The sequence below is a fragment of the Streptosporangium sp. NPDC048886 genome (assembly GCF_055586905.1).
Genome location: NZ_JBVJHH010000009.1, coordinates 250715 through 271156, shown reverse-complemented (window position 1 = coordinate 271156; position 20442 = coordinate 250715). Strand labels below are relative to the sequence as shown.

Here is a 20442-nt window from a genome sequence, read left to right as displayed (position 1 = left end):
TCAGTTCTGCTGGGAGACGATGTCGGTGAGGAGCGTGACGAGCTGGTCGGGGGCCGACACCATCGGCCAGTGACCGGTCTTCAGGGTGTGGAAGGTCCAGTTCGGCTCGGCGCGCATGGCCGCGACGTCGTCGGAGACCCTGCCGTCGAAGTGCTCCATCTCGCACACGATGTAGCTCGCCCGCTGCTGCGTCAGCGGCCGCGCCAGGACCGCCGGTTCGGACAGTGTGCGCCCCGGATGGCCGACAGAGCGTTCCACCAGCCACCGTGCCTGCTCGATGGACAGGTCCTGCCCGTCGGCCACGGCGGCGACGTCCGGGACGGGCCAGCGGCCCCGGTTCTCGGCGATCAGCCGGAGCTCGTCGGCGCGCTGGCGCTCCGGGAAGACCTGGAGCATCGACGTGCCGTCGTGGGGCAGGAACCCCTCCACGAACACGGTGCGCGCCACTCGGCCGGGTGCCCGGTCGGCGACCTGACCGGCCACGATGCCCGAGTAGCTGTGCCCTACGAGGGTGACGTTGCGCAGGTCCTCGGCCTCCAGGAGCGTCAGCACGTCGTCGACGTGGGTGGCCAGGCCGACGCCCGAGACATCAGCCTCGGGGCTGGCCAGTCCGGACAGCGTGACCGGGCGGACGTGATGACCGAGCGCGCGCAGCCCGCAGGTCACCGGCTCCCAGACCCAGGCACCCGTCCACGGGCCGGGAATCAGGACGAAACAATTCTTCACGGAAGATCAGTTCCTCTCCTTACGCTAAGGCTGTCCTGAACGGCGCGGGGGGCCGGCCCGACGGTCCCTCATATCCATATCCGCAGGCCGACCGCCCCGCAGGGCACAACTTTTCATTTTCATTCAGCAGCCTTTTACCAATACAGTCAAGTGTTGTCAGGCCACCATGTCCGCCATGGCGGGCAGCGAGAACGGGCTCAACTTGAGGTCGAGGGCGTCCGACTCCGACACCGTGACCGGGAAGTCGTCGGCGATGACCGCGACCATGCCGGCGTATCCGCTGCCGGGGTCGAGGGGATGGAGCTGCACCCGCTCGGGAGGGATGTCCAGCGGCCAGCCGAGCAGCGCGGGCCTCTCCCGCGGGCTGCTCACCTCCACCTGGTCCGGGGGGATCCGCAGCCCGTGGCCCGTCGCCTTGAGCACCGCCTCCTTGCACACCCACATGCGGGCGAAGGCGAGGTGCTGCTCGTGATCGGGGAAGGTCCGCAGGATCTCCTGCTCGGCCGGCGACAGGGCGCACCGCACGAGCTCGTCGACCGGGCAGGAGGGCACCTCCTCCACGTCGACCCCCAGCCGCCCGGCGGGGCTCAGGGCCACCGCCACGCGGTTGGCCGAGTGGGAGATGGAGACGTGCAGCTCCGCCCCCTCGTTGCGGATGTACGGCTTGCCGTGCGGCTTGCCGCAGTCCGAGCACCGCCGCTCCACGGGGACGTCCTCGGGAGGGACGCCCAGCTGGAGGGCCGCGGTGGTGCGCAACAGCCAGGACGCGGTGAGATACCGGAGCCGGTCGGGCTCGCGACGGAAGGTCGCGGCCCGTTCCAGCTCAGTTCCACTGAGCACGCTGGTCAGGACCTCGGCCGGGTGATCCCGTGGATCCGCCCACCATACGCTGCACTCCCCAGCCTTTAATATGGGGGTGATCATGGTCAGCCTCCTTCGATTCTCGATTACCGGTTGTCAGAATGTGACAGGTCGCGAGTTTCCAGTGGTTGACGGCCGGATCGGCGAGAATTTCGATCACCTTGGCGCAGATCTGCTCACTGGTTGTTTCCTCGTCGGTGTGGATTCGAATAACGATTTCCCCGGTCGCCTGCCTGAGGTCTTTACGCCATTTCTCGGGCAGCAGCGCCAGGATCCGGATTCCGTCCACCGGTGAATTGTTCGACGGGTCTCCTCCGCTCCGCCGCATCGTCAGCTCGACCAGCATGGCTCTAACCCCAGGGCGTGTTGGCGGCGGTGGGCGCGGAGTCCCAGGTGGTACCGGCGGCGACGGGTGACGCGGAGTGCCCTGTCGCGCCCGCGCCGGTCGACACGGATCGGCCGCCGATGACGACGGCACCTGGAACGGCACCGGAGACAATCGCCGCCGACACTTTCACGGCGGCCCTGGAATTGCCTGGAAACGCGGCCGGGCTTTTCATCAACTACCCCTTTCTCGGCTGTGTGTTCGTTCTCGCATAATCAACTCTGCGCTCTCCGCGGCCCGTGGACCAGACAGATCGGAGTCAGCAAGTTGCCCGGCCCTAACCGCTTCCTGCCAGAGCGGCGCCGGATGGCCGCGCGCGCCAGGTGGGAGACGCTCCCCCGAACGGGAAAAAGCCCGCGCGCCGGAGCCGGCGCGGGGCTGTGAGAGGGCACGGGGCCGCGAGAGGGGAAGAGGCCGCGAAAGCGCGAAAGGGGGAAGGGCCGCACGGGGAGGCGCCCGGGCACGCGGCTCAGGCCGGGGACGGCGGCGGGGTGGCTCTCAGCCGTTCTGGGACGGCGCTTCCACGCGGGGGGAAGGAGGGGTCGGGACGGTTGTCAGACGCCCTCGGACGGCGTTTTCACGCAGTGGTGAGCGCGCTCTCCGCCGGTCGCTCCGGTGGGGTGAACGGCCCCCAGGTGAAGGCCGGCAGCCACGGCCCCGGGTCCTCGCTCCAGTGGAGCCGCGCGATCTGCGCGGATGTGCGCCGTCCGGCGAGCGACCGGTACAGGTCGTGCCGGTGGGCGCTGAGCGTGGCCGCGGGCCGCCCCGCCGGGCCGGCCGTCCACCAGGCACCGGGGGTCTCGATCCGGAGCGCGGGAAGGCCGCGCGCGCTCACCTCGGCGGAGAGACCCGAGACGACGACGTCGAGCGCGCCCGGGTACGCCGGGTGCTCAGCGGGCGGCGGCAGGCCCAGGGCGTAGCGGATGTCGAGCTCGTGCGTGAACGCGTCCATCGTCATCACGCCGCCACGCCGGGCGGCGTCACCGGCGACGAGCCGCTCCACCTGCTCGCCCGCCGTGGTCCAGGCGGCGAGGAGGGCGGCCAGAGCGGCGTCGCCCGGGAGCGGGCCCACCACGGGCCGGCTCCCCAGCCTCCCGGCCACCCGCGCGCAGATCTCGACGAGGTGGGCGACGACCTCGCGGACCGTCCACCCCGGGCAGGCGGCGACGGCGAGGTCACCGGCGGCCGGACGGCCGGCCAGCAGCCGTGTCACGTTCTCGCGGACATGGCGGTAGGCGACGTCGGCGGGCACCCGTTCCCAGTCCGGCGCGTTCACGGCGGCGTGTTCCGTCCCGGCGTCACAACGGCGCGTTCCGTCCCGGCGTCACAGCGGCACGTTTCCGTGCTTGCGCTGCGGCGGCTGCTTGCGCTTGTTGCGCAGCATCGCCAGCCCGCGGGCCACCGCCGCCCGCGTCTGCACCGGATCGATGACGTCGTCGACCAGGCCGCGCTCGGCGGCGTAGTGCGGGTGCACGAGCTGTTCGGAGTACTCGGCGACCAGCTCCGCGCGGAGCTCGGCCGGGTCCACGGCGGCGGCCAGCTCCCTGCGGAAGATGACGTTCACGGCGCCCTCGGCGCCCATCACCGCGATCTCGTTCGTCGGCCACGCCAGCGAGAGGTCGGTGCCGATGGAGCGCGAGTCCATCACGATGTACGCGCCGCCGTACGCCTTGCGCACGATGACCTGGATGCGCGGCACGGTCGCCTCGCAGTAGGCGTACAGCAGCTTGGCGCCGTGCCGGATGATCCCGGCGTACTCCTGGTCGGTGCCCGGGAGGAAACCGGGGACGTCGACCAGCGTCACCAGCGGGATGTTGAAGGCATCGCAGAACCGCACGAACCGTGCGGCCTTCTGCGACGCGACGACGTCCAGCACGCCGGCCAGCACCATGGGCTGGTTGCCGACCACGCCGACCACGTCGCCGTCGATCCGGGCCAGCACGCAGATCACGTTCGGCGCCCAGCCCTCGTGCAGTTCCAGGAACTCCCCGTCGTCCACCAGCTCGGCGACGACCTGCCGCATGTCGTAGGGCTTGTTCGGCTCGACCGGGACTATCTCGGCCAGCCGGGGCCGCACATCCGTGGCCGCGTCGTAGGACGGTGTGCTGGGAGGGAACTCCAGGTTGTTGCTGGGCAGCATCGAGACGAGATAGCGCACGTCCTCCAGGCAGCTCTCCTCGTCGTCGTGGACGAAGGTGGCCACGCCCGACCGGCCGCCGTGCACCTCCGCGCCGCCGAGCTCGGCGTGGCTGACCCGCTGGCCGCTCACCGCCTCGACGACGTCGGGGCCGGTCAGATACATCTGCGCGGTGTCGCGGACCATGAAGGTGAAGTCGGCCAGCGCCGTGGAGTAGGCGGCCCCTCCGGCGCAGGGCCCGAGCACGACGCTGATCTGCGGTATCACCCCCGACGCCTGGACGCTGCGCTGGAAGATCCCGCCGTATCCGTTGAGGGACATCACCCCCTCCTGGATCCGGGCGCCCCCGCTGTCGTTCAGCCCGATGAAGGGGGACCCGGTGGAGATCGCCAGATCCATCACCTTATGGATCTTCGAGGCGTGGGCCTCGCCGAGCGAGCCGCCGAAGACGGTGAAGTCCTGGGCGTAGACGAACACCCGGCGGCCGTGGATCGTGCCGGAGCCCGTGATCACACCGTCGGTGTACGGGCGCCGCTCCTCGATCTTCAGACCGTGCGACTGATGGCGGCGGTACATGTCGATCTCGGTGAACGACCCCTCGTCCAGCAGCAGGTCTATCCGCTCGCGCGCCGTGTGCTTGCCGAGCGCGTGCTGCCGGTCAACCGCCTGGCGGTGGCCGGCGGTGACCTCCTCACGCAGCTCTTCACGCTGCTCGCGCAGCAGGCGCATGGACCGGGTCTGGGGCCGCGGGACCGGCGGCTCCACCCGGCGGTGCCCGCTCGCCTGGCCGTCGGGACGGCCGTCGACGACCTCCTCGACCGGCGTGGGCAAGGGGACGAGTATGAAATCGAGCTCCGAGGTGCTCATCAGCGCTCCTTCCCCTGGTCGTCCAGGTTCCCCTGGGCGCCCAAGGCTCTGGCCCGCCGGGCGGTCCGCTCGCTCATGGGGCATCTCCCGTCAATGCGTCGTTACAGATGACAGGCTCGGCCGGCCGGAACCCGCCTGCCGGGCAGACAGGTGGCCGCTTCCGTGCAGCCAGCGCACCGTGTCACCGAAGGTCTCGGTGACGGGCCGTGGGCTGATCCCATGAGTGCTGACGCCCTCGGCCAGGCGCGTGGCGCAGGCGCACGTGTAGATGGCCCCGTATTCGGCTGGGATGTGCCACGGCCAGACGCGCTGCACGAGATCGACGGACAGCCCGACGGGGATCATCGCGCGGGCCGGCAGGAAGACCGCCGGCAGCGCGCGCCCGGTGACCTCGCGCAGCACCTTCACGTACTGCCGGGTGGAGAGGTAGCGGCCCGGCCCGAAGTGGCGCTCCGGCCGGTCTCCCGGCGGGGTGAGCAGCCGGGCGTGCAGCGCCGCGGTGTCCCGCACGTCGCCGACCGGGAACCCGCCCAGCGGCCAGATGGGCGTCAGCCCCCGGAGCACGCTGCGGACGCGGGAGACCTGGTCACCCAGGTTGGGGTCGTGCGGGCCGAGCAGGGCGGGCGGATATGTGATCACCACCGGGGCCCCCTCGGCCTGGTGCCGGCGGGCGACCGCCTCGGCCGCGGCCTTGCTCGCCATGTACGTCTCGCGGGGCCGGCCGACGGGCGAGTTCTCGTCGATCACCCGCCCCCGGGCCGGGAACATCGCCACGATGCTGGAGACATGGATGATCGGGCCCGCGCCCGCCCGCCGCGCGGCACCGAGCACGATCTCGGTGCCCTGCTCGTTGACCTGCCGCATCCTCGCGTGGAGCCTGCTGTCGAAGGAGTAGACCGAGGCCGCGTGCAGAACGGCGTCGGCGCCGCGCACCGCCCGGGCCACGGCGGCCCCGTCGGTGACGTCCCCGGCGACCACGTCGACGGCTCCGGGGTCGACGCCCAGCGGCGACAGCGCGCGCCCCGCCTTCGACGGATCGCGGACGAGCATACGGACGCGGTGGCCCATCTCCACAATCGCCGCAACCGAATGGGCACCGACGAATCCAGTACCGCCGGTCACGCACACCAGCATCAGATCATCTCCTCTAATCCATACCCAGTGAAATGCCCTTGCCTCTCTCCTGTCATCTCCGAGTGTGCTTTCACCCCGCAGCGCGGAACGCCGGCTATCACGGGGCCGTACGCGGGCCCTTTCCGGGCGCAGGACAACCCGTTCCACGGCCAATGTTCGCCGCCGGGGCGACAATCCGTTCCATGGCCAATGGGCGCACCGGAAGGCGCGGACGGGACGAATCACGGACCGGCTCCTGCGGCCGGGAGAGCCCCGCGACCGTGCCCGGCCGCCCCCGGCCGGGCCGCGAGCACGTGGCCGGAGGTGGCCGCCGCCCTGGCCGGCGGCCCTTACCGGAAGGCTTTCACCTGCGATTTCTCCCTGCCGCCCGACGGATGTGCGGCTGTCCAGCGTCCGGCTGGCAGGAAGCGGCTACGGGCGGGCAGCTTGCTGACCTCGTTCCGCCTGTCCTCCGGCCCGTGGAGCGCGCAGAGTTGGCCGTGCCGGCAAAAGCCGGACAGCCCGATTAAAGGGATTGAGAAATGAAAAGCCCGATCACCTCCTCACTCTTTTCCGATATCACCGCAAAACCGCCGTCCGTGCGTTTTTCCGGTATAATTCCATCCGCCGTCGCCGTCGGCGTCCCTTCCGTGGCGACCTCGGCCGGCACCACCCGGGACTAGGCGGAGGCACCAGCCATGTTGGTTGAGCTGACAATGCGGCGGACGACGGAGGAGCCGTCCAACAATTCACCGGTGGACGGGATCCGGATCCTGGCGCTGCTGCCGGAGAAATGGCGTAAGGACCTCAGGCAGGCCACCGGGGACGTCGTCATCCGGGTCCACACCGACGAGAGGGTGACCAGCGCGCAGATCCGCGCCGAGGTGATCGAGGCTCTCACCGATCCGGCGATCAGCCACTGGGAGCTCGCGGCCTGCCAGACCCTGACCACCGGCCGTCCCGGGCCCGGGGAGGCCGCCCCCTGACCTCTCCTCTCCCGGAACGGGACCGTCAGATCCAATTCTCCTCCTTGGCACGCAGGGCGGCCTGGAAACGGTTGACGGCGCCGAGCCGGGCCATGAGGTCCGCGACATAACGGCGATAGGTCCGGACGGACACGTCGATCTCGCGTGCCGCGATCTCGTCCTTGTCGGCGGTGGCCATCACCGCGAGCACCCGCTTCTCCAGCTCGGAAAGGAGCGGCGCGCCCGTGGAGGGCTCGGTGAAGTCGCGGAAGTCGGTGGCGGCCTGCCATACGCCGTCGAAATAGGTGACCAGCTGGGAGACCAGGCCGGGCTCCCTCACGAGCAGCGCGCCGCGCGAGCTCTCCTTCGGGTTTATCGGCACGACCGCCACGCTGCGGTCGAAGATGAGCATGCGGTCCATGGGGTCCTCGGTGATGTGGATCTGACCGCCCAGGCTGACGACATCACGCAGATACGACGCCATCATCGGGTCATCGAGCGCCTTGGGGTGGTAGACCGCTTTCACCGCCAGTCCGCGGCGCAGGGAGCGGGTGTCCAGCGGCAGCGCCGTCTCGATGGCGCCCTGGGAGAGCGGGCCGCCGGGATGCAGGCACAGCGTCTCCTTGTAGGAGAAGAACCCGAGGTCGTCGAGCCGCTGACGGACCCGGTCGAGGCCCTCCACCCGCTCGATGTCGAGCACCGGCGTCGCGTTCTCCCCGTGCCGCTGGTCCTCCACGAACGACGCGATGGCGTCACGCGCCGCCAGGACGCGGCGGATCTCCATGTTGAGCTGGTCGAGCCGCTGCTCCACGAGGCGCTCGATGCCGATCCTCGGCTCGGTGGCCACCACCCGGTGACGGTCGGTGAGATCGAGCAGGGAGAGCCTGCCGAGCACCTCGGCCGCGGCCTCGACCGTGTCGGGGTCCATGTTGAGCGCCTGCCGTACCGAGCCGATCCCCTCGCCGCGGTGCCGCAGGAAGTATCGATAGAGCTCCTCGGCCTCGGCCGAAATACCGATGATGGAAATGTCCATGGCTCACCTCCTGGCCATGTACCTCACCCAGGGGGGTGACCGCAGGCTGGTCCACCTTGGCCCGGCACGCAGATATGTATATTTTCAAACTATCAGAGCATAGATCGTTTGTAAACCCTCACATAGTGCCGGCCCGGCTCCCGCCGGTCAGCTGCGTGAGGATCCGGTCGAGATGGGCCCGGTCCTCATCCGTCAACCTGCCGATCACGCGGTCGTGGACCTCGGCGGTCACCGGATGGAGCACCTCCACCAGGAGCGCACGCCCGGAGTCGGTCAGCTCGATCGAATAGGCCCGGCGGTCGGTCAGGTCACGGCTGCGCACGACCAGCCCGCGCTGCTCCAGGACATCGATGATGTGCACCATCGTCGACCGGTCGACGGCGAGCCGCCGCCCGATCTCCTGCTGCGACAGCGGCCCGGCCGCCTCCAGCACGCTGAGCACCCCGTAGTCGCGCCAGCGGAGGTCGGCCCCCTTCAGCGCCTCCTCCAGCTCCAGCGTGACCTCGCGCGCCGCGCCGTTGAGCAGCCAGCCGGTGGACTCGGCCAGCAGCCGCGCGGCCGGCACGGGCCCACCCCGGTCTCCACCCATAGCTCCACCCCTTTCCAGCGGATCGGCGGTCAGCCTTCCTGCCCGTCGGCCACCTCTGACAGATCCACTCCGAGCACGATCTCACGGACCTCATCCCATGTGGTGCCGGCGTCAGGGCCGACCTGGCCTGCGGACATGGAGTCTCCTCACCCGAGATGGCCACGGGTCCCCAGGCGGACCCTCCCCCACCCTTCACGCATTAATCAGCTTCACAGATCCTCAGTGATCCTGTCAATCAGTAGTACTGATGATTTGAATCCAGCTGTTGCGCTGCACATGTCGGCGTGTGACACTCTTGCCCTATAGCGTGTGACAGTCTTGCCATATATGAGCATGCTTGATATGGGCACTTTTGCGCATTATGGAACGTGTGGCCGCTGAAGGGACGTATGTGAGCACCAATTCTCCGAATACGGATCTTCCCCTGCCGGATCTCATGTCCAGCTCCACCAGTCTGCTCGTGAGCAAGGCCAATGATCTTTTCGTCGAGATCTTCGAGTCGGCGGTGGAACCCTTCGGGCTGCGGTCGAAGGACCTCATCGTGCTCACGGCCATCGACTCCATGGGGCCCCAGTCCCAGCAGCAGCTCGCCCGCACCCACGGCATCGACCGGACCACCATGGTCAGCGTCGTCGACGGCCTGGAGCGGCTCGGCCTCGTCCAGCGGGCGCGCAACCCGGACGACCGGCGCAAATACGCGATCGCCCTGACCAGCGAGGGGCAGGCGCTCCTGCGCCAGGATCTCGCCCCCACCATGACGAACGCCCTCGAGACCTTCCTGGCGCCGCTCACCCCCGACGAGCGCGAGCTGTTCAACAAGCTTCTGTGGCGCCTGGTGCACGAACGCGGCCCGGTGGGATCCAGCGGAGCCGCCGCCTCCTAGGAGCCGGAGCGGCCGGCCCGCCGCGGGCGCCGAGCTCATCCAGGACCACCCGGCACGGCCGGCCCACCCTCCGCCGCGCTCCACCTGGCGGAGCGCCGGCGCACCGGCCGCTCCACGAAGGCCTCCACCACCGTTTCAACGAGTGATCATGGGATGAGCCACGCTTCGGGCGCGGGGCCGCAATTCCAGCGCAGAACTGTCTGACTATATCGATTTACCAAGTCAGAAAACCATGTCAAGGCATTGATTGTGCCGTAAACACATGGAATACCGGATGCATCCCCGTAATTAAGGCACAGAGGAGCATCCGGTGAAAATCCCCCCTATTACCTCAAAAGCCCCACGAGCCGCCGGCCGTCTGGCCGTGGCGCTGGGAGTCGTCCTCGCCGTGGTCGCGACGGGCGCCGCCCAGGCCACGGCGGCCCCCGCTCCCGCCCCCGTCAAGGACGCCGGCCCCCGGGCCGTCGAGCCGGCCGGCGGGGTCCCGGGCGGTTTCGCCTCCTGGAAGGACCTGCTGGCCACCCAGGAGAAGCTGGTCAAGGCCGCCGACCGCGTCACCGCCGCCGCCAGGACGCAGAACGGCACCGGGTTCGCCGGCGTCGTCGCGGCGCCGGAGAACCGCGAACTGCGCGTCTACTGGAAGGGGGACGTCCCCGAGCGCGTCAGCGCCCTGGTCGGCCGGCTGCGCCGGGACGTCTCGGTCAGCGTCCTGCCGGCGGCCTACTCGGCCCGCGAGCTGGAGAGCGAGACCGACCGCCTCGTCCGCGCCTCCGGCGGCGCGATCACCTCGATCGCGCCGAACACCGACGGCTCGGGCCTGACGGTCTCGGGCGCCGACTACGGCCTGACCCGCTCGAAGGTCGCCGGCTCGGCGGTGCCGGTCACCGTGGAGGCCGGCGTCGCGCCGGCCCCGGCCAGCCGCTGGGACGACGCCGCGCCCTGGCTGGGCGGCGCGGCCTGGCGCAACACCGGCACCGGCCGCGGCTGCTCGACGGGCTTCGCCGTCACCGCCGGCGGGGTGAGCTGGATGCTGTCGGCGGCCCACTGCGGCAGCGTCGGGCAGACGGCCACCGACCCGACCGGCCAGGTGATCGGCCCGATCGCCCACGCCAACACCAGCCGCGACGTGATGCTGATCCGCGCCGGCAGCGCCGGCCGCGTCTACAACAACGACCCCGGCACCGTACCGCCGGAGTTCAGCAACCCGGTCGCCGGCACCTCCGCCTCCTACGTGGGCATGTGGCTCTGCACCTCCGGCGCCTACTCGGGCACCATCTGCCTCTGCCAGGTGAAGATGACCAACGTCACGATCTACCTTGCCGAGAGCGTGCTCCACGGCCTGGCCCTCCTCGAGAACCCGACGCGCAAGAACGCCGCCGGCCAGGGCGACAGCGGCGGCCCGGTGGAGACCCCCGAACCGTCCGGCACCACCCGGCAGTACGCGGTGGGGGTCATCTCCCTCATCGACACCAGCGCTCAGGCGCCCTGCACCGGCTACGTCGTCAACGGCCGTATCTGCTCCTGGCGGCTGTACTACTCGCCGTGGAGCAACGCGACCGCCGCCTTCCCGGGAATCGCCATCATGACCGGCTGACGGACGATCGAGCGAGCGGCCAGGCGGTCACGGCCGACCTCATGGACCTCATGGATCTCATGGATCTCATGGACCTCATGGACCTCATGGACCTCATGGACCTCATGGACCTCATGGACGGAGGGGCGCCCGGCGGGCGCCCCTCCGTCCATGGATGTCGCGGCCCGGCATCGCCGCCGCCGCCGTCCGTTATCGCCCCCGTTGTCCGTTACCGCCTCCGTCATCGCCGCCTCGCCAGATGAGGCGATCTTCAAGGGACCGGGCACGGAAGCGTGGTGCCCGGCGGGACCATCCGGTAGCAGGCGGCGCCCGGGCACACGACCTTCACCGGAGCGCCCGACTCCCCCAGGCAGACGACGACCGGCTCGTGCCCGAACCGCCGGCAGGCGATGTCGATCCAGCTCAGCGCCCCGTCCGGCATGACGGGGCCGTCGAGCGCCGACGGGTCCGCGTCGACGGCGGAGCGCTCCAGGTAGGCCAGGTAGTCGGCCTCGCGATGCCACACCGTGATGCGGCGCAGCGAGTCGGCCACGGGAAGGGTGTCCCACGGCTGCGCGCGCGCCGCCATCGCCCGCAGGAACGCCCTGCTGACCGCCTCCTCCATCGAGCGCGCCGCGGCGGTGGCTATCGTGGTCCCGTCTCCGCTGACGCCCACGACCGCGATCTGGAAATCGGGGCCGGGCAGCACGAACGCCGGCACCCACAGCCCGAGAGCGGACGCCGCCTCCGCGGCACCCGCCGGGATCAGCCTCCCGAGGTGCTCGGAGACCCTCAGGAGCGGCATCCGAGGGCTCGCCCACCAGCGGGTGAACACGTCATGGGCGAGGAGGTCGGCGATCCCGCCGGAGACGCCGTCGGCGGGGTCGTCCACCACGCCGACCACGGTGGGCTCGACCCGGCAGTCCCGCTCGCCCATCCACACGACCTCGGCCGGCAGGAGATAGCGCTCCCGGCTCAGCAGGCCGGTCCCGGCGATGCGTGACCGGTTGTCGGGCGGCGGTTCCGGCATGAAGTCGGCCAGGCACAGCTGCCTGCCGTCGTCACCGGCGCAGGGCTCCGCCTCGCCGTCCGGGATCCGGTAGAGGACGTCCATGGCGGCGGCCCGCGCCTCCGCCCTCGCCCGCGCGGCGTCCGGGGAGAAGCCCGCCGCGACGGTGACGACTCCGGACGCCGGACGCCGCGCGTACGCGAGGTGGACTTCCCCGCCAAGACACTCGGCGACCCCCTCCATCGGCACCGGCGACCACGACGCCCCTGAGATCGCCGGCCGAGAGCTTCCAGGTGTGGGCGCCATCAGTCCCTCCTCGCCACGCATGCCGGGCCCCGGAGGGTCCATGGTGAAGCCCCCCGACCCGCGGCCGATCACCGCCGCCCGAAGGGTCTTGCCATTAGCGAGGGCCACGGTCCGAGCTCACCCGGCACCGGCGCCCAATTCGTGTCGCGGATCGCACAAGTGCCGACACAAGACCAATACAACACGCCTCGCGCGGGGGCCGTCAACGTAAAAGAAGCCATCAAGCAACCTGGAAGAAAAAGGGGCTCACCAAGAGTCGAATATCACCTTGCGCAGTGCCCTGAAACAGCCGTCCGGCCTGGTCGAACGGTAATTGACCGGGAACCTAAAATAACACGGAAATGGCCCGCGGATAAGCCGTTCCGTAATTTAGGTAAACAACCGTCCGACCGGTCCGGCAATTCGCTTTCCGTGGAACGGCCGGGCGCGGCGGCCGCCGGCCCCAGGCCCGTGCGCCGGGGCGGCGCGCCGGCGCTCAGCGGCGCTGGGCGGCGATGCCGGCCAGGAGCGCGACGAGCGGATCGGGGGCCGAGATCATCGGCCAGTGGCCGGTGTCGAGGGTGTGGAAGGTCCAGTTCGGCGCGGTGCGCATGGCCGAGACGTCGGCGGAGACCCGGCCGCCGAAGTGCTCCATGGCGCACACGACGTATGTGGCCCGCTGGTGTGCCAGCGGGCGGGTCAGGACGGCCGGCTCGGCTATCGTGCGCCCCGGGTGGCCCACGAAGCGCTCGGCGAGCCACCGTGCCTGCCGCGGGGAGAGGTCCTGGCCGTCGGCCACGATCGCGGGGTCGGGCGCCGGCCAGCGGCCGCGGTTGTCGGCGATCAGCCGGAGCTCCTCGGCACGCTGGCGCTCCGGGAAGGCGTGGAGCATCGATCTGCCGTCATGGGGCAGGAACGCCTCGACGAAGACGGTGTGCGCGACCCGGTCGGGCGCCCGGTCGGCGACCTGGCCCGCCACGATGCCCGAGTAGCTGTGTCCCACGACGATGACGTCGCCCAGCTCCTCCGTCTCCAGGACCGACAGCACGTCGTCGACATGGGTCTGCAGGCCGACGGCGGAGACGTCGCCGTCGGGAGCGGCCAGTCCCGACAGCGTGATCGGACGGACGTGATGGCCGCGCCTGCGCAGGCCGCAGGTCACCGGTTCCCAGCCCCACGCCCCCATCCACAGGCCGGGGAGCAGCACGAAATGGCCCTTCACGGAAGGTCAGCCCCCCTCCTCGACCGTCGGGGCGTCCACCGGAGGTCATCCTCCGGGAGCCGCTCCGCCGGTCACCCGCCGGAGGTCGCCCTACCGGTCACCCGCCATCGGAGGGAGCTGCGCCCTCGCCATGACGTGGTGCACGAAGGAGTCCATGCTGGGGTGCTCGTACAGCTCGCCGACCTCGACCCGGACGCCGAGGGCGTTCTCGACGCGGGCGACGATCCGGAGCGCGGTGATCGCCCTGCCTCCCAGCTCGAAGAACGTGGCGTCCGCCTCGTCCTCGGAGACGTCGAGCACGCTCTTCCAGATCTCCTCGACCTGCCTGCCCGCGGCCGGCGGCCTCAGGTCCGGTACGGCGTCACCGCCCATGGGGGCACCGCCCGCCCCGGTGTGCGACCGGTGCCACCGGGACTCCCGGAGGGCCGTCCAGCAAGGCCATGCGCATCCGCCCACCTCCCTATCGGGCCACCAGGGCCGGCGCCAAGCGTATCCACCGGGCCGGGGCCCGGCATCTTCCACGTTGCCGGATTTCTGGCGGTGCCACCACAGACGGGCGGCCATGATTCCCCGGCACCCGGGAAAGGTCGGGGAAGGGCTCCGCGGAAAGGCCGGGGAGCTGCGGCGCGACGGCTTCCGCGGCAGCGTCGACCGCGGCGATCCGGGCCGCGTCGGGCCCCGGTCGTGGAGATTCTCCCGGCACCGGCCCGGACCGGCTATTTCTTCCAGATTGCTAATTCCGCCGGCATCTCCACGATTCCTTTCTGGCGGATGCCGCGCACCGTAGCCTGACGCTGTTGAATGACCGCGAATTTATCCGTTGCCCCTCCCTTTTGCGAAGGTTGATGAAGCCGTGATCGTCGACCGCTCACCTGTGCTGACCTACTCCTCGTACCTGGCACTGAACGAGATCCTGACGGCCCAGCGGCCACGCTCGACCGAGCACGACGAGATGCTGTTCATCGTCGCCCACCAGGCGCACGAACTCTGGTTCAAGCAACTGCTGTACGAGTTCGCCGGCCTGCAGCGCCATCTGGCCGTCGGCGACACCGCGCACGCGCTGCGCACCCTGCGCCGGTCGCTGGGCATCCTGAAGGCGGCGATCTGCCAGATCGACGTCATGGAGACCATCACCCCGCTCCAGTTCACCGGCTGCCGGGGCGACCTCGGCGCCGCCGACGGCTTCCAGTCAGCGCAGTTCCGCGAGGTCGAGGCGGTGCTGGGCAGGCGCGACCACCAGGCGCACCACTCCTACCCGGAGGGCAGCGGTGAGCGCCACCAGGTCGAGACGGCGATGAACCGGCCGTCCATCTTCGACTCCTTCCTGGGCTACCTCACCGCCCAGGGTTACCAGGTGCCCCGTGAGCTGCTGTATCGGGACGTGTCGCTGCCGCCGGCGCCGTCGGCCGAGCTGCGGGCCGTGCTGCTGCGGGTCTACCGTGACGACGACGTGACGGCGCAGATCTGTGAGGGGCTGGTGGACCTCGATCAGCGCGCCCAGGAATGGCGCTACCGGCACGGGAAGACGGTGGAGCGGATCATGGGCGACAGCTCCGGCGCCACCCGCCCGCATCCGGCCTCGTTCACCCCGATGTTCCCCGACCTGTGGACCGTGCGGAACCAGGTGTGACCCGGCCGGTCACGGAGCCGCCCGGGCCGTAGCGGCCGCCTGCCCGGCTCACTCGGCCCGGAGCGCCGAGCGGAGGGCGGCCAGCGCTCGGGCGGTCTGGCTGCGCACCGTCGAGCACACGCTGCCCATCACCCGCGCGGTCTCCTCGACGCTGCGGTCCTCCCAGTAACGGAGCACGACCGCCGCCCGCTGCCGGGACCCGAGCCCGGCCAGCGCGTCCATCAAGGCCATCCGGTCCCCCACGAGCGCGTACGGGTCGGGCACCGGAGCGGGCTCGGGCGGCGTCTCCCGGAGCGTCTCGCGCGACCACCGGTGCGACCGGCGGTCACTGATGATCATCCGAATCATGATCGTGCGGGCGTAGCCGTCGATCCTGTCGCGCCGTTCAAGGGTCTCCCAGCGCCCGTGAATGGCGATCAGAGCCCGCTGGACGAGATCGTCCGCCTCATACCAGTCGGACGAGAGCAGGAAGGCCGTCCGTCGCAGCGCCGGCCTCGTCTCCCTGACATAGCGCGAGAACTCGTCCTCGCGAGCCTCGGCCATCCCCACACCCCATCACAACGGACCGACCCCACCCCCGGCGTGAAGTCCTCGGAGAAACGCTCGACGACAGCTCGACGGCATCGAACCGGCGCCGTCACAATTTACCGGGCACTCCGCCGGGGACAACCCCTATTCATACCCCTGATACCCCTTGTTCGGACCGGGAGAACCCCAGGAAGCACGCAATTCGATTCCCCCGGCATGGGTGTACGAATACGCTCTCGACGTGAGTGGTGTGGAGACGGAAAGCGGAAGGTTGCCGACGACCGGCAACCTCCGTATCGCCTCTGCGGAAAATTCCCGCGGCACCCGCGCGGATGATCGGGCGCCCTCCGGAAACCTGCGCCTCATCCCGGCTCCCACCCCACCTGACCAGGTAAGCGGTCCCCGTGCGCACGGCCGTAGGGCGGCATGTCGGCATGCCGGCCGCACCCCGGCCGCACATATCGATTCATCACGTGCCACGGCCGGAAAACAGCCGGGCACGCTCATGGCGCGTTTACGCGCATTGTGTAGTCATTCGACTACCCCAACATATTTTCGAAAGATCTTCACTCCGGTGCAGCGTTCCGTGCGCTCCGCCGCGTGTAATAACCGGACAGGCCGATAGCCGTCGCCGGCGTAAAGCCGGCCGACTTCATCGAGCAGCAACAGGCGGCAGCGGCCGGAGACACTCGAAAACATTTCCGCAGGCATGTGGATAAATGTTCCGGCCGGGCGCCCGCAGGGCGCACACAGGCCGTGACCATCCGTTCAATTTTCCGCCCCACGTCAATTCAAGGTTAATCAGGATGACACCTTCAATACCCGGGAGGAGTAATGAACGACGTAATCGAGCAAGCCGTCATGCGAGTCGTCGACAGCATGCACGATAACTTAGGTGATCAGATCACCATCGACGACATGGCTCGCACCGCGATGTTCAGCAAGTTTCATTTCTCCCGTGTCTTCCAGCGGGTCACCGGCCTGTCGCCCGGCAGGTTCCTGTCGGCGGTACGGCTCCGCGAGGCCAAGCGGCTCCTCGCCTCCACCTCGCTGACCGTCACCGACATCAGCCATCGGGTGGGTTACTCCAGCGTCGGCACCTTCAGCTCACGGTTCACCAGCAGCGTGGGGGTCTCTCCGACCAAATACCGCCAGTTCGAGAGCGTCACGCCGCAGCTCCTCATCGAGGAACGCCCCGCCCTCGGGGGGACCGCGACCATGACGGTCCACGGTGACATCTCGTCCCCGCTGACGGACCGGCCGGTCTTCGCCGGGCTGTTCCCCGACCGCATCCTCGAGGGCCGGCCGGTCAGATACACGGTTCTCCACCGGCCCGGGCCGTACGTGCTGGAGGACGTCCCCGAGGGACAGTGGCACCTGATCGCGCAGTCCGTCGCCGCCGGCAGCGAGAACGCCACCAACTACCCGCCCGACGGGGACGAGGCGCTGTGCATCGGGCGTCACGGGCCGATCACGGTAGGGCCCGGCGCGGACACCGCGCTCGCCGACGTCCAGCTCAGGCCGATGCACGCCCTCGACCCGCCGGTGCTGCTCGCGCTGCGCGACCTGCTGACCGTCGCCGCCGTCCGGCAGGCGAGCTGACCCACCGTCCCCTCACCCGCATCGCGCCGGCGCCGGTGCGGGAGGACCGGGACACCGCCCCGGCGGCCCGCACACGGGAACAGGCAGTCCCCGGGGAAGGGCCGGCACACGGGGACGGACCGACAGGCCGGGGAACGGGGTTGAACACGGGGACGGGCCGGCGCAGAGGGACGGGCCGCCATACGGGAAACAGGCCGGCAGACGGGGACGGGACCGCACGGGAAACAGGCCACCGCACGGGAAACAGGCCACCGCACGGGAAACAGGCCACCGCACGGGAAACAGGCCACCGCACGGGAAACAGGCCGGCAGACGGGGACGGGACCGGCACACGGGGACGGGCCGCCATACGGGAAACAGGCCGCTGCGTGGGAACGGGCCCGCGCGGGGGACGGGGATGCCGCCCCGGGGCTCCGGCCACGGGGCGAGCGGGGGCGGAGGGGATAACGACGGCAGGCCGCTGAGGGGACGTCCCGGCCGAGCCCTCCTTCAGCCCGTCACCGGGACTTCCCCTCACCACTCACCAGGCCCTCGCCCGTCACCGCCCGCGTGCCGCGGCGCCCACGTGCTCCCAGGCGCCGCGGCGGGCGGATCTCACACCCCGGCCTGCCGGGAGCCGGCCCGGGGCCGTGTGGCGCGGGAGCCGGCCGCGGGGTGCACGGTCATCGGCAGCCCGCCGCGCACCCGGAGGGACAGCATCGGCTCGGCGACCACCTTGTAGTCGGGAACCTTTGCCAGGCGGAGGTCGCGGGCGACCATGGCGATCACGAACGTGGCCTCCATCATGCCCAGGTGGTTGCCGACGCAGAACCGGGGCCCGGCGCCGAAGGGGATGTAGGCGTACCGGGGCCGGCCCGTGGGGCGGTCCGGGTCGAAGCGGTCCGGGTCGAAGCGGTCCGGCGCGTCCCAGAAGGCGGGGTGCCGGTGCAGCGTGTACGGGCTGATCAGGACGTCGGAACCGGCCGGCACGCGGTAGCCGCCGACCTCGTCGTCCCCCTGGGCCTCCCGCGGCAGCATCCAGACCGGCGGATAGAGGCGCATGACCTCCTCCACCACCATCGCGGTGTACTTCAACCGGTGCAGGTCCTCGTAGACCGGCAGCCGGTCACCGAGCACCTCCACCGCCTCGGCGTGCAGCCGCTCCCGGACCTCCGGATGCCGGTCGACGAGGTAGAAGGTCCACGACAGCGTGCTGGCCGTCGTCTCATGCCCGGCGAGCAGCAGCGTGACCAGCTCATCGCGCATCCGCTGGCGACCGACCCGGGGGTCGGCCTCCTGCCGGGTTGAGGCGATCAGGCGGGACACGACGTCGTCGCCCCCGTCGCCGGACCGCGCGAGGCGGTCGGCGACGAGATGGTCGACGATGCGCTGCAGTTCGACACGGGCGCGGCGGAAACGCAGCTGCTTGGGCAGGGGCACCCACATCGGTACCTTGCTCAGCGTGACCAGCTCGAACATCGCCTGGTCCTGGACCGCCTCGAAGGAGTGCCCGATCGCGCTGAAGGCGCCGAGGTCGGCGTCGAGCAGGGTGTGACCGAGCACGCCGAGGCTGAGCGAGGTCATCTCCTGGACCACGTCGACCGGCTGCCCGCCGGTGTGGGACCGGAGCCGGTCCACCAGGGCCGCCGCCTCCGCGGCGATGACCCCGGCCTGCTGGGAGATCCGCTTGTTCTGGAAGACCGGCTGGATCATCCGGCGCTGCTTGCGCCACAGATCGCCCTCGCTGGTCAGCAACCCGTCACCGATGGCCCGCCGCGCCTGGACGAGGCCGACTCCCTTGTGGTAGTTGCCGCTGTTGTCGGCCAGCACGTGCTTGGCGTGGTCGGGATGGTTGAAGAAGTAGAGGGTCTTGGGCCCGATGGACAGTCGGGCCGCGTCGCCGTACGTCGCGGCGAGCGACATCATGCCGAGCCGGTCCGTCGCCAGTTTCTTGAACAGGCTCGGCCCAGCCCACCACGGCGGTCCGGGCGGCACCCGGCGGGTGCCGGGGGGCGCTCCCCCCGGCACCGCCTCGGCGTGTCGTCCTCCGGAGGTCATGCCGTCACCTCGCTCCAGTCCGGGGTGATCTGGCGGAACTTCCCGTTGAAGACCAGCAGCCCGTCCCGGCCCGGCTGCTGGTCCATGGACAGCACCTTCCCTATGAAGATGGTGTGGTCGCCGCCGTCGTAGGTGCGCCACAGCTCGCATTCGAAGCGGGCGAGGGCGCCCTCGATCAGCGGCACACCGGTGAGCTCGCCAGGCAGGCAGCCGACGTTGTCGAACTGGGCGGCGCCCAGGGTCCGCCAGCGGTCGGCGAAGTGCCGGGCCTCGGCCTCCTGGTGGTCGGCCAGCACGCTCACTCCGAAGAACTCCGTGCTGGTGAGACACCGGTGCATGACCGCGTTGCGGTCGACGCAGACCAGCACGAGCGGCGGGTCGAGCGAGACCGAGGTGAAGGAGTTCGCGGTCATGGCGTGCGGGATGGGGCCGCCTGTCGTGACCACGGTGACACCGGTGGCGAACGTCCCGAACGCCCGCCGCAGTGCCTTCGCGTCTGCCGCCTCGCGGGACGACGTGGTGTTGTCGACTGTCACGCTGACCTCCTGGCCTGTCTGGGTCCGCGCCTACGACGCGTACGGTTCGAGCGCCCGGGCCAGCGGCTCAGGGACTCTGGCGGGGGCCGTGCGGGTGTTCGGCCCTCTCATGCACGCCACGCGCTGCCGTCCGCGGGCGACGAGCGTCTCCCGCTCGCCGGCGTCGAGCCGGACGTAGTCGAAGCTGAACTCGATCTGGGTCTGCGCCAGGTCGACCAGGCGCATCCTGATGGAGAGCTCGTCGAAGGCCGTGATCTCGGCGAAGAACTCGCAGTCGACCTTCAGCGTGAAGAGCTTCAGGTCGTCCTGCAGGTCCGCGAGCACCTCCGGCGCCCGCTGCTTGAGGAACATCTCCCGGCACCGTCCCTGCCAGCGCAGGTAGTTGACGTAGTAGACGTTGCCGACGATGTTGGTCTCTTCGAAACCGACCGTGTGCAGGTATTCGTAGTACTTGCTCATGG

21 protein-coding genes are annotated in these 20442 nt (G+C 70.1%); 5 read left to right on the top strand and 16 right to left on the bottom strand.

The window, feature by feature from the left end; translation table 11 throughout:
• From ACZ6R6_RS13870 to ACZ6R6_RS13845, 6 genes are all read right to left on the bottom strand, one after another.
• Positions 1–726 carry an alpha/beta fold hydrolase gene (locus ACZ6R6_RS13870; RefSeq protein ID WP_470093193.1) on the bottom strand — a complete coding sequence of 242 codons (726 nt, stop codon included), beginning with the start codon at positions 724–726 and terminating at the stop codon, positions 1–3.
• A gap of 156 nt (positions 727–882) precedes the next feature.
• On the bottom strand, positions 883–1566 hold the full coding sequence (locus ACZ6R6_RS13865; RefSeq protein WP_451930168.1) for a 4'-phosphopantetheinyl transferase family protein: 684 nt from the start codon (positions 1564–1566) through the stop codon (positions 883–885).
• A complete protein-coding gene (locus ACZ6R6_RS13860; protein ID WP_470093191.1) occupies positions 1550–1933 on the bottom strand; it encodes a hypothetical protein in 384 nt (127 codons plus the stop codon). Before ACZ6R6_RS13860 ends, ACZ6R6_RS13865 begins: the two co-directional genes overlap by 17 nt.
• A 616-nt stretch (positions 1934–2549) precedes the next feature.
• Positions 2550–3248, bottom strand: a complete 699-nt coding sequence (locus ACZ6R6_RS13855) for a maleylpyruvate isomerase mycothiol-dependent enzyme family protein (RefSeq protein WP_470093189.1) — start codon at positions 3246–3248, stop codon at positions 2550–2552.
• A 48-nt stretch (positions 3249–3296) separates the two neighbouring features.
• On the bottom strand, positions 3297–4976 hold the full coding sequence (locus ACZ6R6_RS13850; RefSeq protein ID WP_470093187.1) for an acyl-CoA carboxylase subunit beta: 1680 nt from the start codon (positions 4974–4976) through the stop codon (positions 3297–3299).
• A gap of 90 nt (positions 4977–5066) precedes the next feature.
• Complete coding sequence (locus ACZ6R6_RS13845) at positions 5067–6110, bottom strand: NAD-dependent epimerase/dehydratase family protein (protein ID WP_470093185.1); 1044 nt, start codon at positions 6108–6110, stop codon at positions 5067–5069.
• A gap of 695 nt (positions 6111–6805) precedes the next feature.
• Here ACZ6R6_RS13845 and ACZ6R6_RS13840 point away from each other — a divergent pair.
• Complete coding sequence (locus ACZ6R6_RS13840; protein ID WP_470093183.1) at positions 6806–7075, top strand: hypothetical protein; 270 nt, start codon at positions 6806–6808, stop codon at positions 7073–7075.
• 25 nt (positions 7076–7100) lie between these two features.
• On the opposite strand, the gene ACZ6R6_RS13835 is transcribed toward ACZ6R6_RS13840, so the two are convergent.
• Both ACZ6R6_RS13835 and ACZ6R6_RS13830 read right to left on the bottom strand, forming a co-directional pair.
• Positions 7101–8087, bottom strand: a complete 987-nt coding sequence (locus ACZ6R6_RS13835) for a helix-turn-helix domain-containing protein (RefSeq protein WP_306867109.1) — start codon at positions 8085–8087, stop codon at positions 7101–7103.
• Positions 8088–8205: 118 nt separating this feature from the next.
• Positions 8206–8652: a MarR family winged helix-turn-helix transcriptional regulator gene (locus ACZ6R6_RS13830; RefSeq protein ID WP_470093181.1), complete on the bottom strand. Its 447-nt coding sequence runs from the start codon at positions 8650–8652 to the stop codon at positions 8206–8208.
• 484 nt (positions 8653–9136) lie between these two features.
• Between ACZ6R6_RS13830 and ACZ6R6_RS13825 the strand changes: the two genes are divergently transcribed.
• Together ACZ6R6_RS13825 and ACZ6R6_RS13820 are read left to right on the top strand one after the other, a co-directional pair.
• A complete protein-coding gene (locus ACZ6R6_RS13825) occupies positions 9137–9559 on the top strand; it encodes a MarR family winged helix-turn-helix transcriptional regulator (RefSeq protein ID WP_470093179.1) in 423 nt (140 codons plus the stop codon).
• A gap of 364 nt (positions 9560–9923) precedes the next feature.
• On the top strand, positions 9924–11153 hold the full coding sequence (locus ACZ6R6_RS13820; RefSeq protein WP_470093177.1) for a chymotrypsin family serine protease: 1230 nt from the start codon (positions 9924–9926) through the stop codon (positions 11151–11153).
• 250 nt (positions 11154–11403) lie between these two features.
• Here the strand turns inward: ACZ6R6_RS13820 and ACZ6R6_RS13815 are convergent, their stop codons facing one another.
• The 3 genes from ACZ6R6_RS13815 to ACZ6R6_RS13805 form a co-directional block, all read right to left on the bottom strand.
• Entirely contained in the window at positions 11404–12447 is a 1044-nt protein-coding gene (locus tag ACZ6R6_RS13815; protein ID WP_470093175.1) for a hypothetical protein, read from the bottom strand.
• A 475-nt stretch (positions 12448–12922) separates the two neighbouring features.
• Positions 12923–13648: an alpha/beta fold hydrolase gene (locus ACZ6R6_RS13810; RefSeq protein ID WP_470093173.1), complete on the bottom strand. Its 726-nt coding sequence runs from the start codon at positions 13646–13648 to the stop codon at positions 12923–12925.
• Positions 13649–13738: 90 nt separating this feature from the next.
• Positions 13739–14020, bottom strand: coding sequence for an acyl carrier protein (locus tag ACZ6R6_RS13805; RefSeq protein WP_470093171.1), 282 nt, complete (start codon positions 14018–14020; stop codon positions 13739–13741).
• 481 nt (positions 14021–14501) lie between these two features.
• Here ACZ6R6_RS13805 and ACZ6R6_RS13800 point away from each other — a divergent pair, with 481 nt between their 5' ends.
• Positions 14502–15278 (top strand): tryptophan 2,3-dioxygenase, encoded by a 777-nt coding sequence (locus tag ACZ6R6_RS13800; RefSeq protein ID WP_470093169.1) that lies wholly within the window; start codon positions 14502–14504, stop codon positions 15276–15278.
• Between the two features lie 48 nt (positions 15279–15326).
• Here ACZ6R6_RS13800 and ACZ6R6_RS13795 read toward each other — a convergent pair whose 3' ends face one another.
• Both ACZ6R6_RS13795 and ACZ6R6_RS13790 read right to left on the bottom strand, forming a co-directional pair.
• On the bottom strand, positions 15327–15821 hold the full coding sequence (locus ACZ6R6_RS13795) for a SigE family RNA polymerase sigma factor (protein WP_470093167.1): 495 nt from the start codon (positions 15819–15821) through the stop codon (positions 15327–15329).
• Positions 15822–16337: 516 nt separating this feature from the next.
• A complete protein-coding gene (locus tag ACZ6R6_RS13790) occupies positions 16338–16517 on the bottom strand; it encodes a hypothetical protein (protein ID WP_470093165.1) in 180 nt (59 codons plus the stop codon).
• 123 nt (positions 16518–16640) lie between these two features.
• Between ACZ6R6_RS13790 and ACZ6R6_RS13785 the strand changes: the two genes are divergently transcribed.
• Complete coding sequence (locus tag ACZ6R6_RS13785) at positions 16641–17408, top strand: helix-turn-helix transcriptional regulator (protein WP_470093163.1); 768 nt, start codon at positions 16641–16643, stop codon at positions 17406–17408.
• Between the two features lie 594 nt (positions 17409–18002).
• Here ACZ6R6_RS13785 and ACZ6R6_RS13780 read toward each other — a convergent pair.
• From ACZ6R6_RS13780 to ACZ6R6_RS13770, 3 genes are read right to left on the bottom strand one after another with little or no spacing between them, the layout of a single operon-like run.
• On the bottom strand, positions 18003–19445 hold the full coding sequence (locus tag ACZ6R6_RS13780) for a cytochrome P450 (protein ID WP_470093161.1): 1443 nt from the start codon (positions 19443–19445) through the stop codon (positions 18003–18005).
• Positions 19442–19981, bottom strand: coding sequence for a flavin reductase family protein (locus tag ACZ6R6_RS13775; protein ID WP_470093159.1), 540 nt, complete (start codon positions 19979–19981; stop codon positions 19442–19444). Before ACZ6R6_RS13775 ends, ACZ6R6_RS13780 begins: the two co-directional genes overlap by 4 nt.
• Positions 19982–20011: 30 nt before the next feature.
• Positions 20012–20440, bottom strand: a complete 429-nt coding sequence (locus ACZ6R6_RS13770; protein WP_306867076.1) for an acyl-CoA thioesterase — start codon at positions 20438–20440, stop codon at positions 20012–20014.
• Positions 20441–20442 lie beyond the last annotated feature (2 nt).

Coding starts and splice junctions, on each gene's coding strand:
- ACZ6R6_RS13860 (WP_470093191.1), bottom strand. CDS start 1,933: ATGCTGGTCGAGCTGACGATGCGGCGGAGCGGAGGAGACCCGTCGAAC.
- ACZ6R6_RS13850 (WP_470093187.1), bottom strand. CDS start 4,976: ATGAGCACCTCGGAGCTCGATTTCATACTCGTCCCCTTGCCCACGCCG.
- ACZ6R6_RS13845 (WP_470093185.1), bottom strand. CDS start 6,110: ATGCTGGTGTGCGTGACCGGCGGTACTGGATTCGTCGGTGCCCATTCG.
- ACZ6R6_RS13840 (WP_470093183.1), top strand. CDS start 6,806: ATGCGGCGGACGACGGAGGAGCCGTCCAACAATTCACCGGTGGACGGG.
- ACZ6R6_RS13835 (WP_306867109.1), bottom strand. CDS start 8,087: ATGGACATTTCCATCATCGGTATTTCGGCCGAGGCCGAGGAGCTCTAT.
- ACZ6R6_RS13815 (WP_470093175.1), bottom strand. CDS start 12,447: ATGGCGCCCACACCTGGAAGCTCTCGGCCGGCGATCTCAGGGGCGTCG.
- ACZ6R6_RS13805 (WP_470093171.1), bottom strand. CDS start 14,020: ATGGGCGGTGACGCCGTACCGGACCTGAGGCCGCCGGCCGCGGGCAGG.
- ACZ6R6_RS13795 (WP_470093167.1), bottom strand. CDS start 15,821: ATGGCCGAGGCTCGCGAGGACGAGTTCTCGCGCTATGTCAGGGAGACG.
- ACZ6R6_RS13790 (WP_470093165.1), bottom strand. CDS start 16,517: ATGCCTGCGGAAATGTTTTCGAGTGTCTCCGGCCGCTGCCGCCTGTTG.
- ACZ6R6_RS13785 (WP_470093163.1), top strand. CDS start 16,641: ATGAACGACGTAATCGAGCAAGCCGTCATGCGAGTCGTCGACAGCATG.
- ACZ6R6_RS13780 (WP_470093161.1), bottom strand. CDS start 19,445: ATGACCTCCGGAGGACGACACGCCGAGGCGGTGCCGGGGGGAGCGCCC.
- ACZ6R6_RS13770 (WP_306867076.1), bottom strand. CDS start 20,440: ATGAGCAAGTACTACGAATACCTGCACACGGTCGGTTTCGAAGAGACC.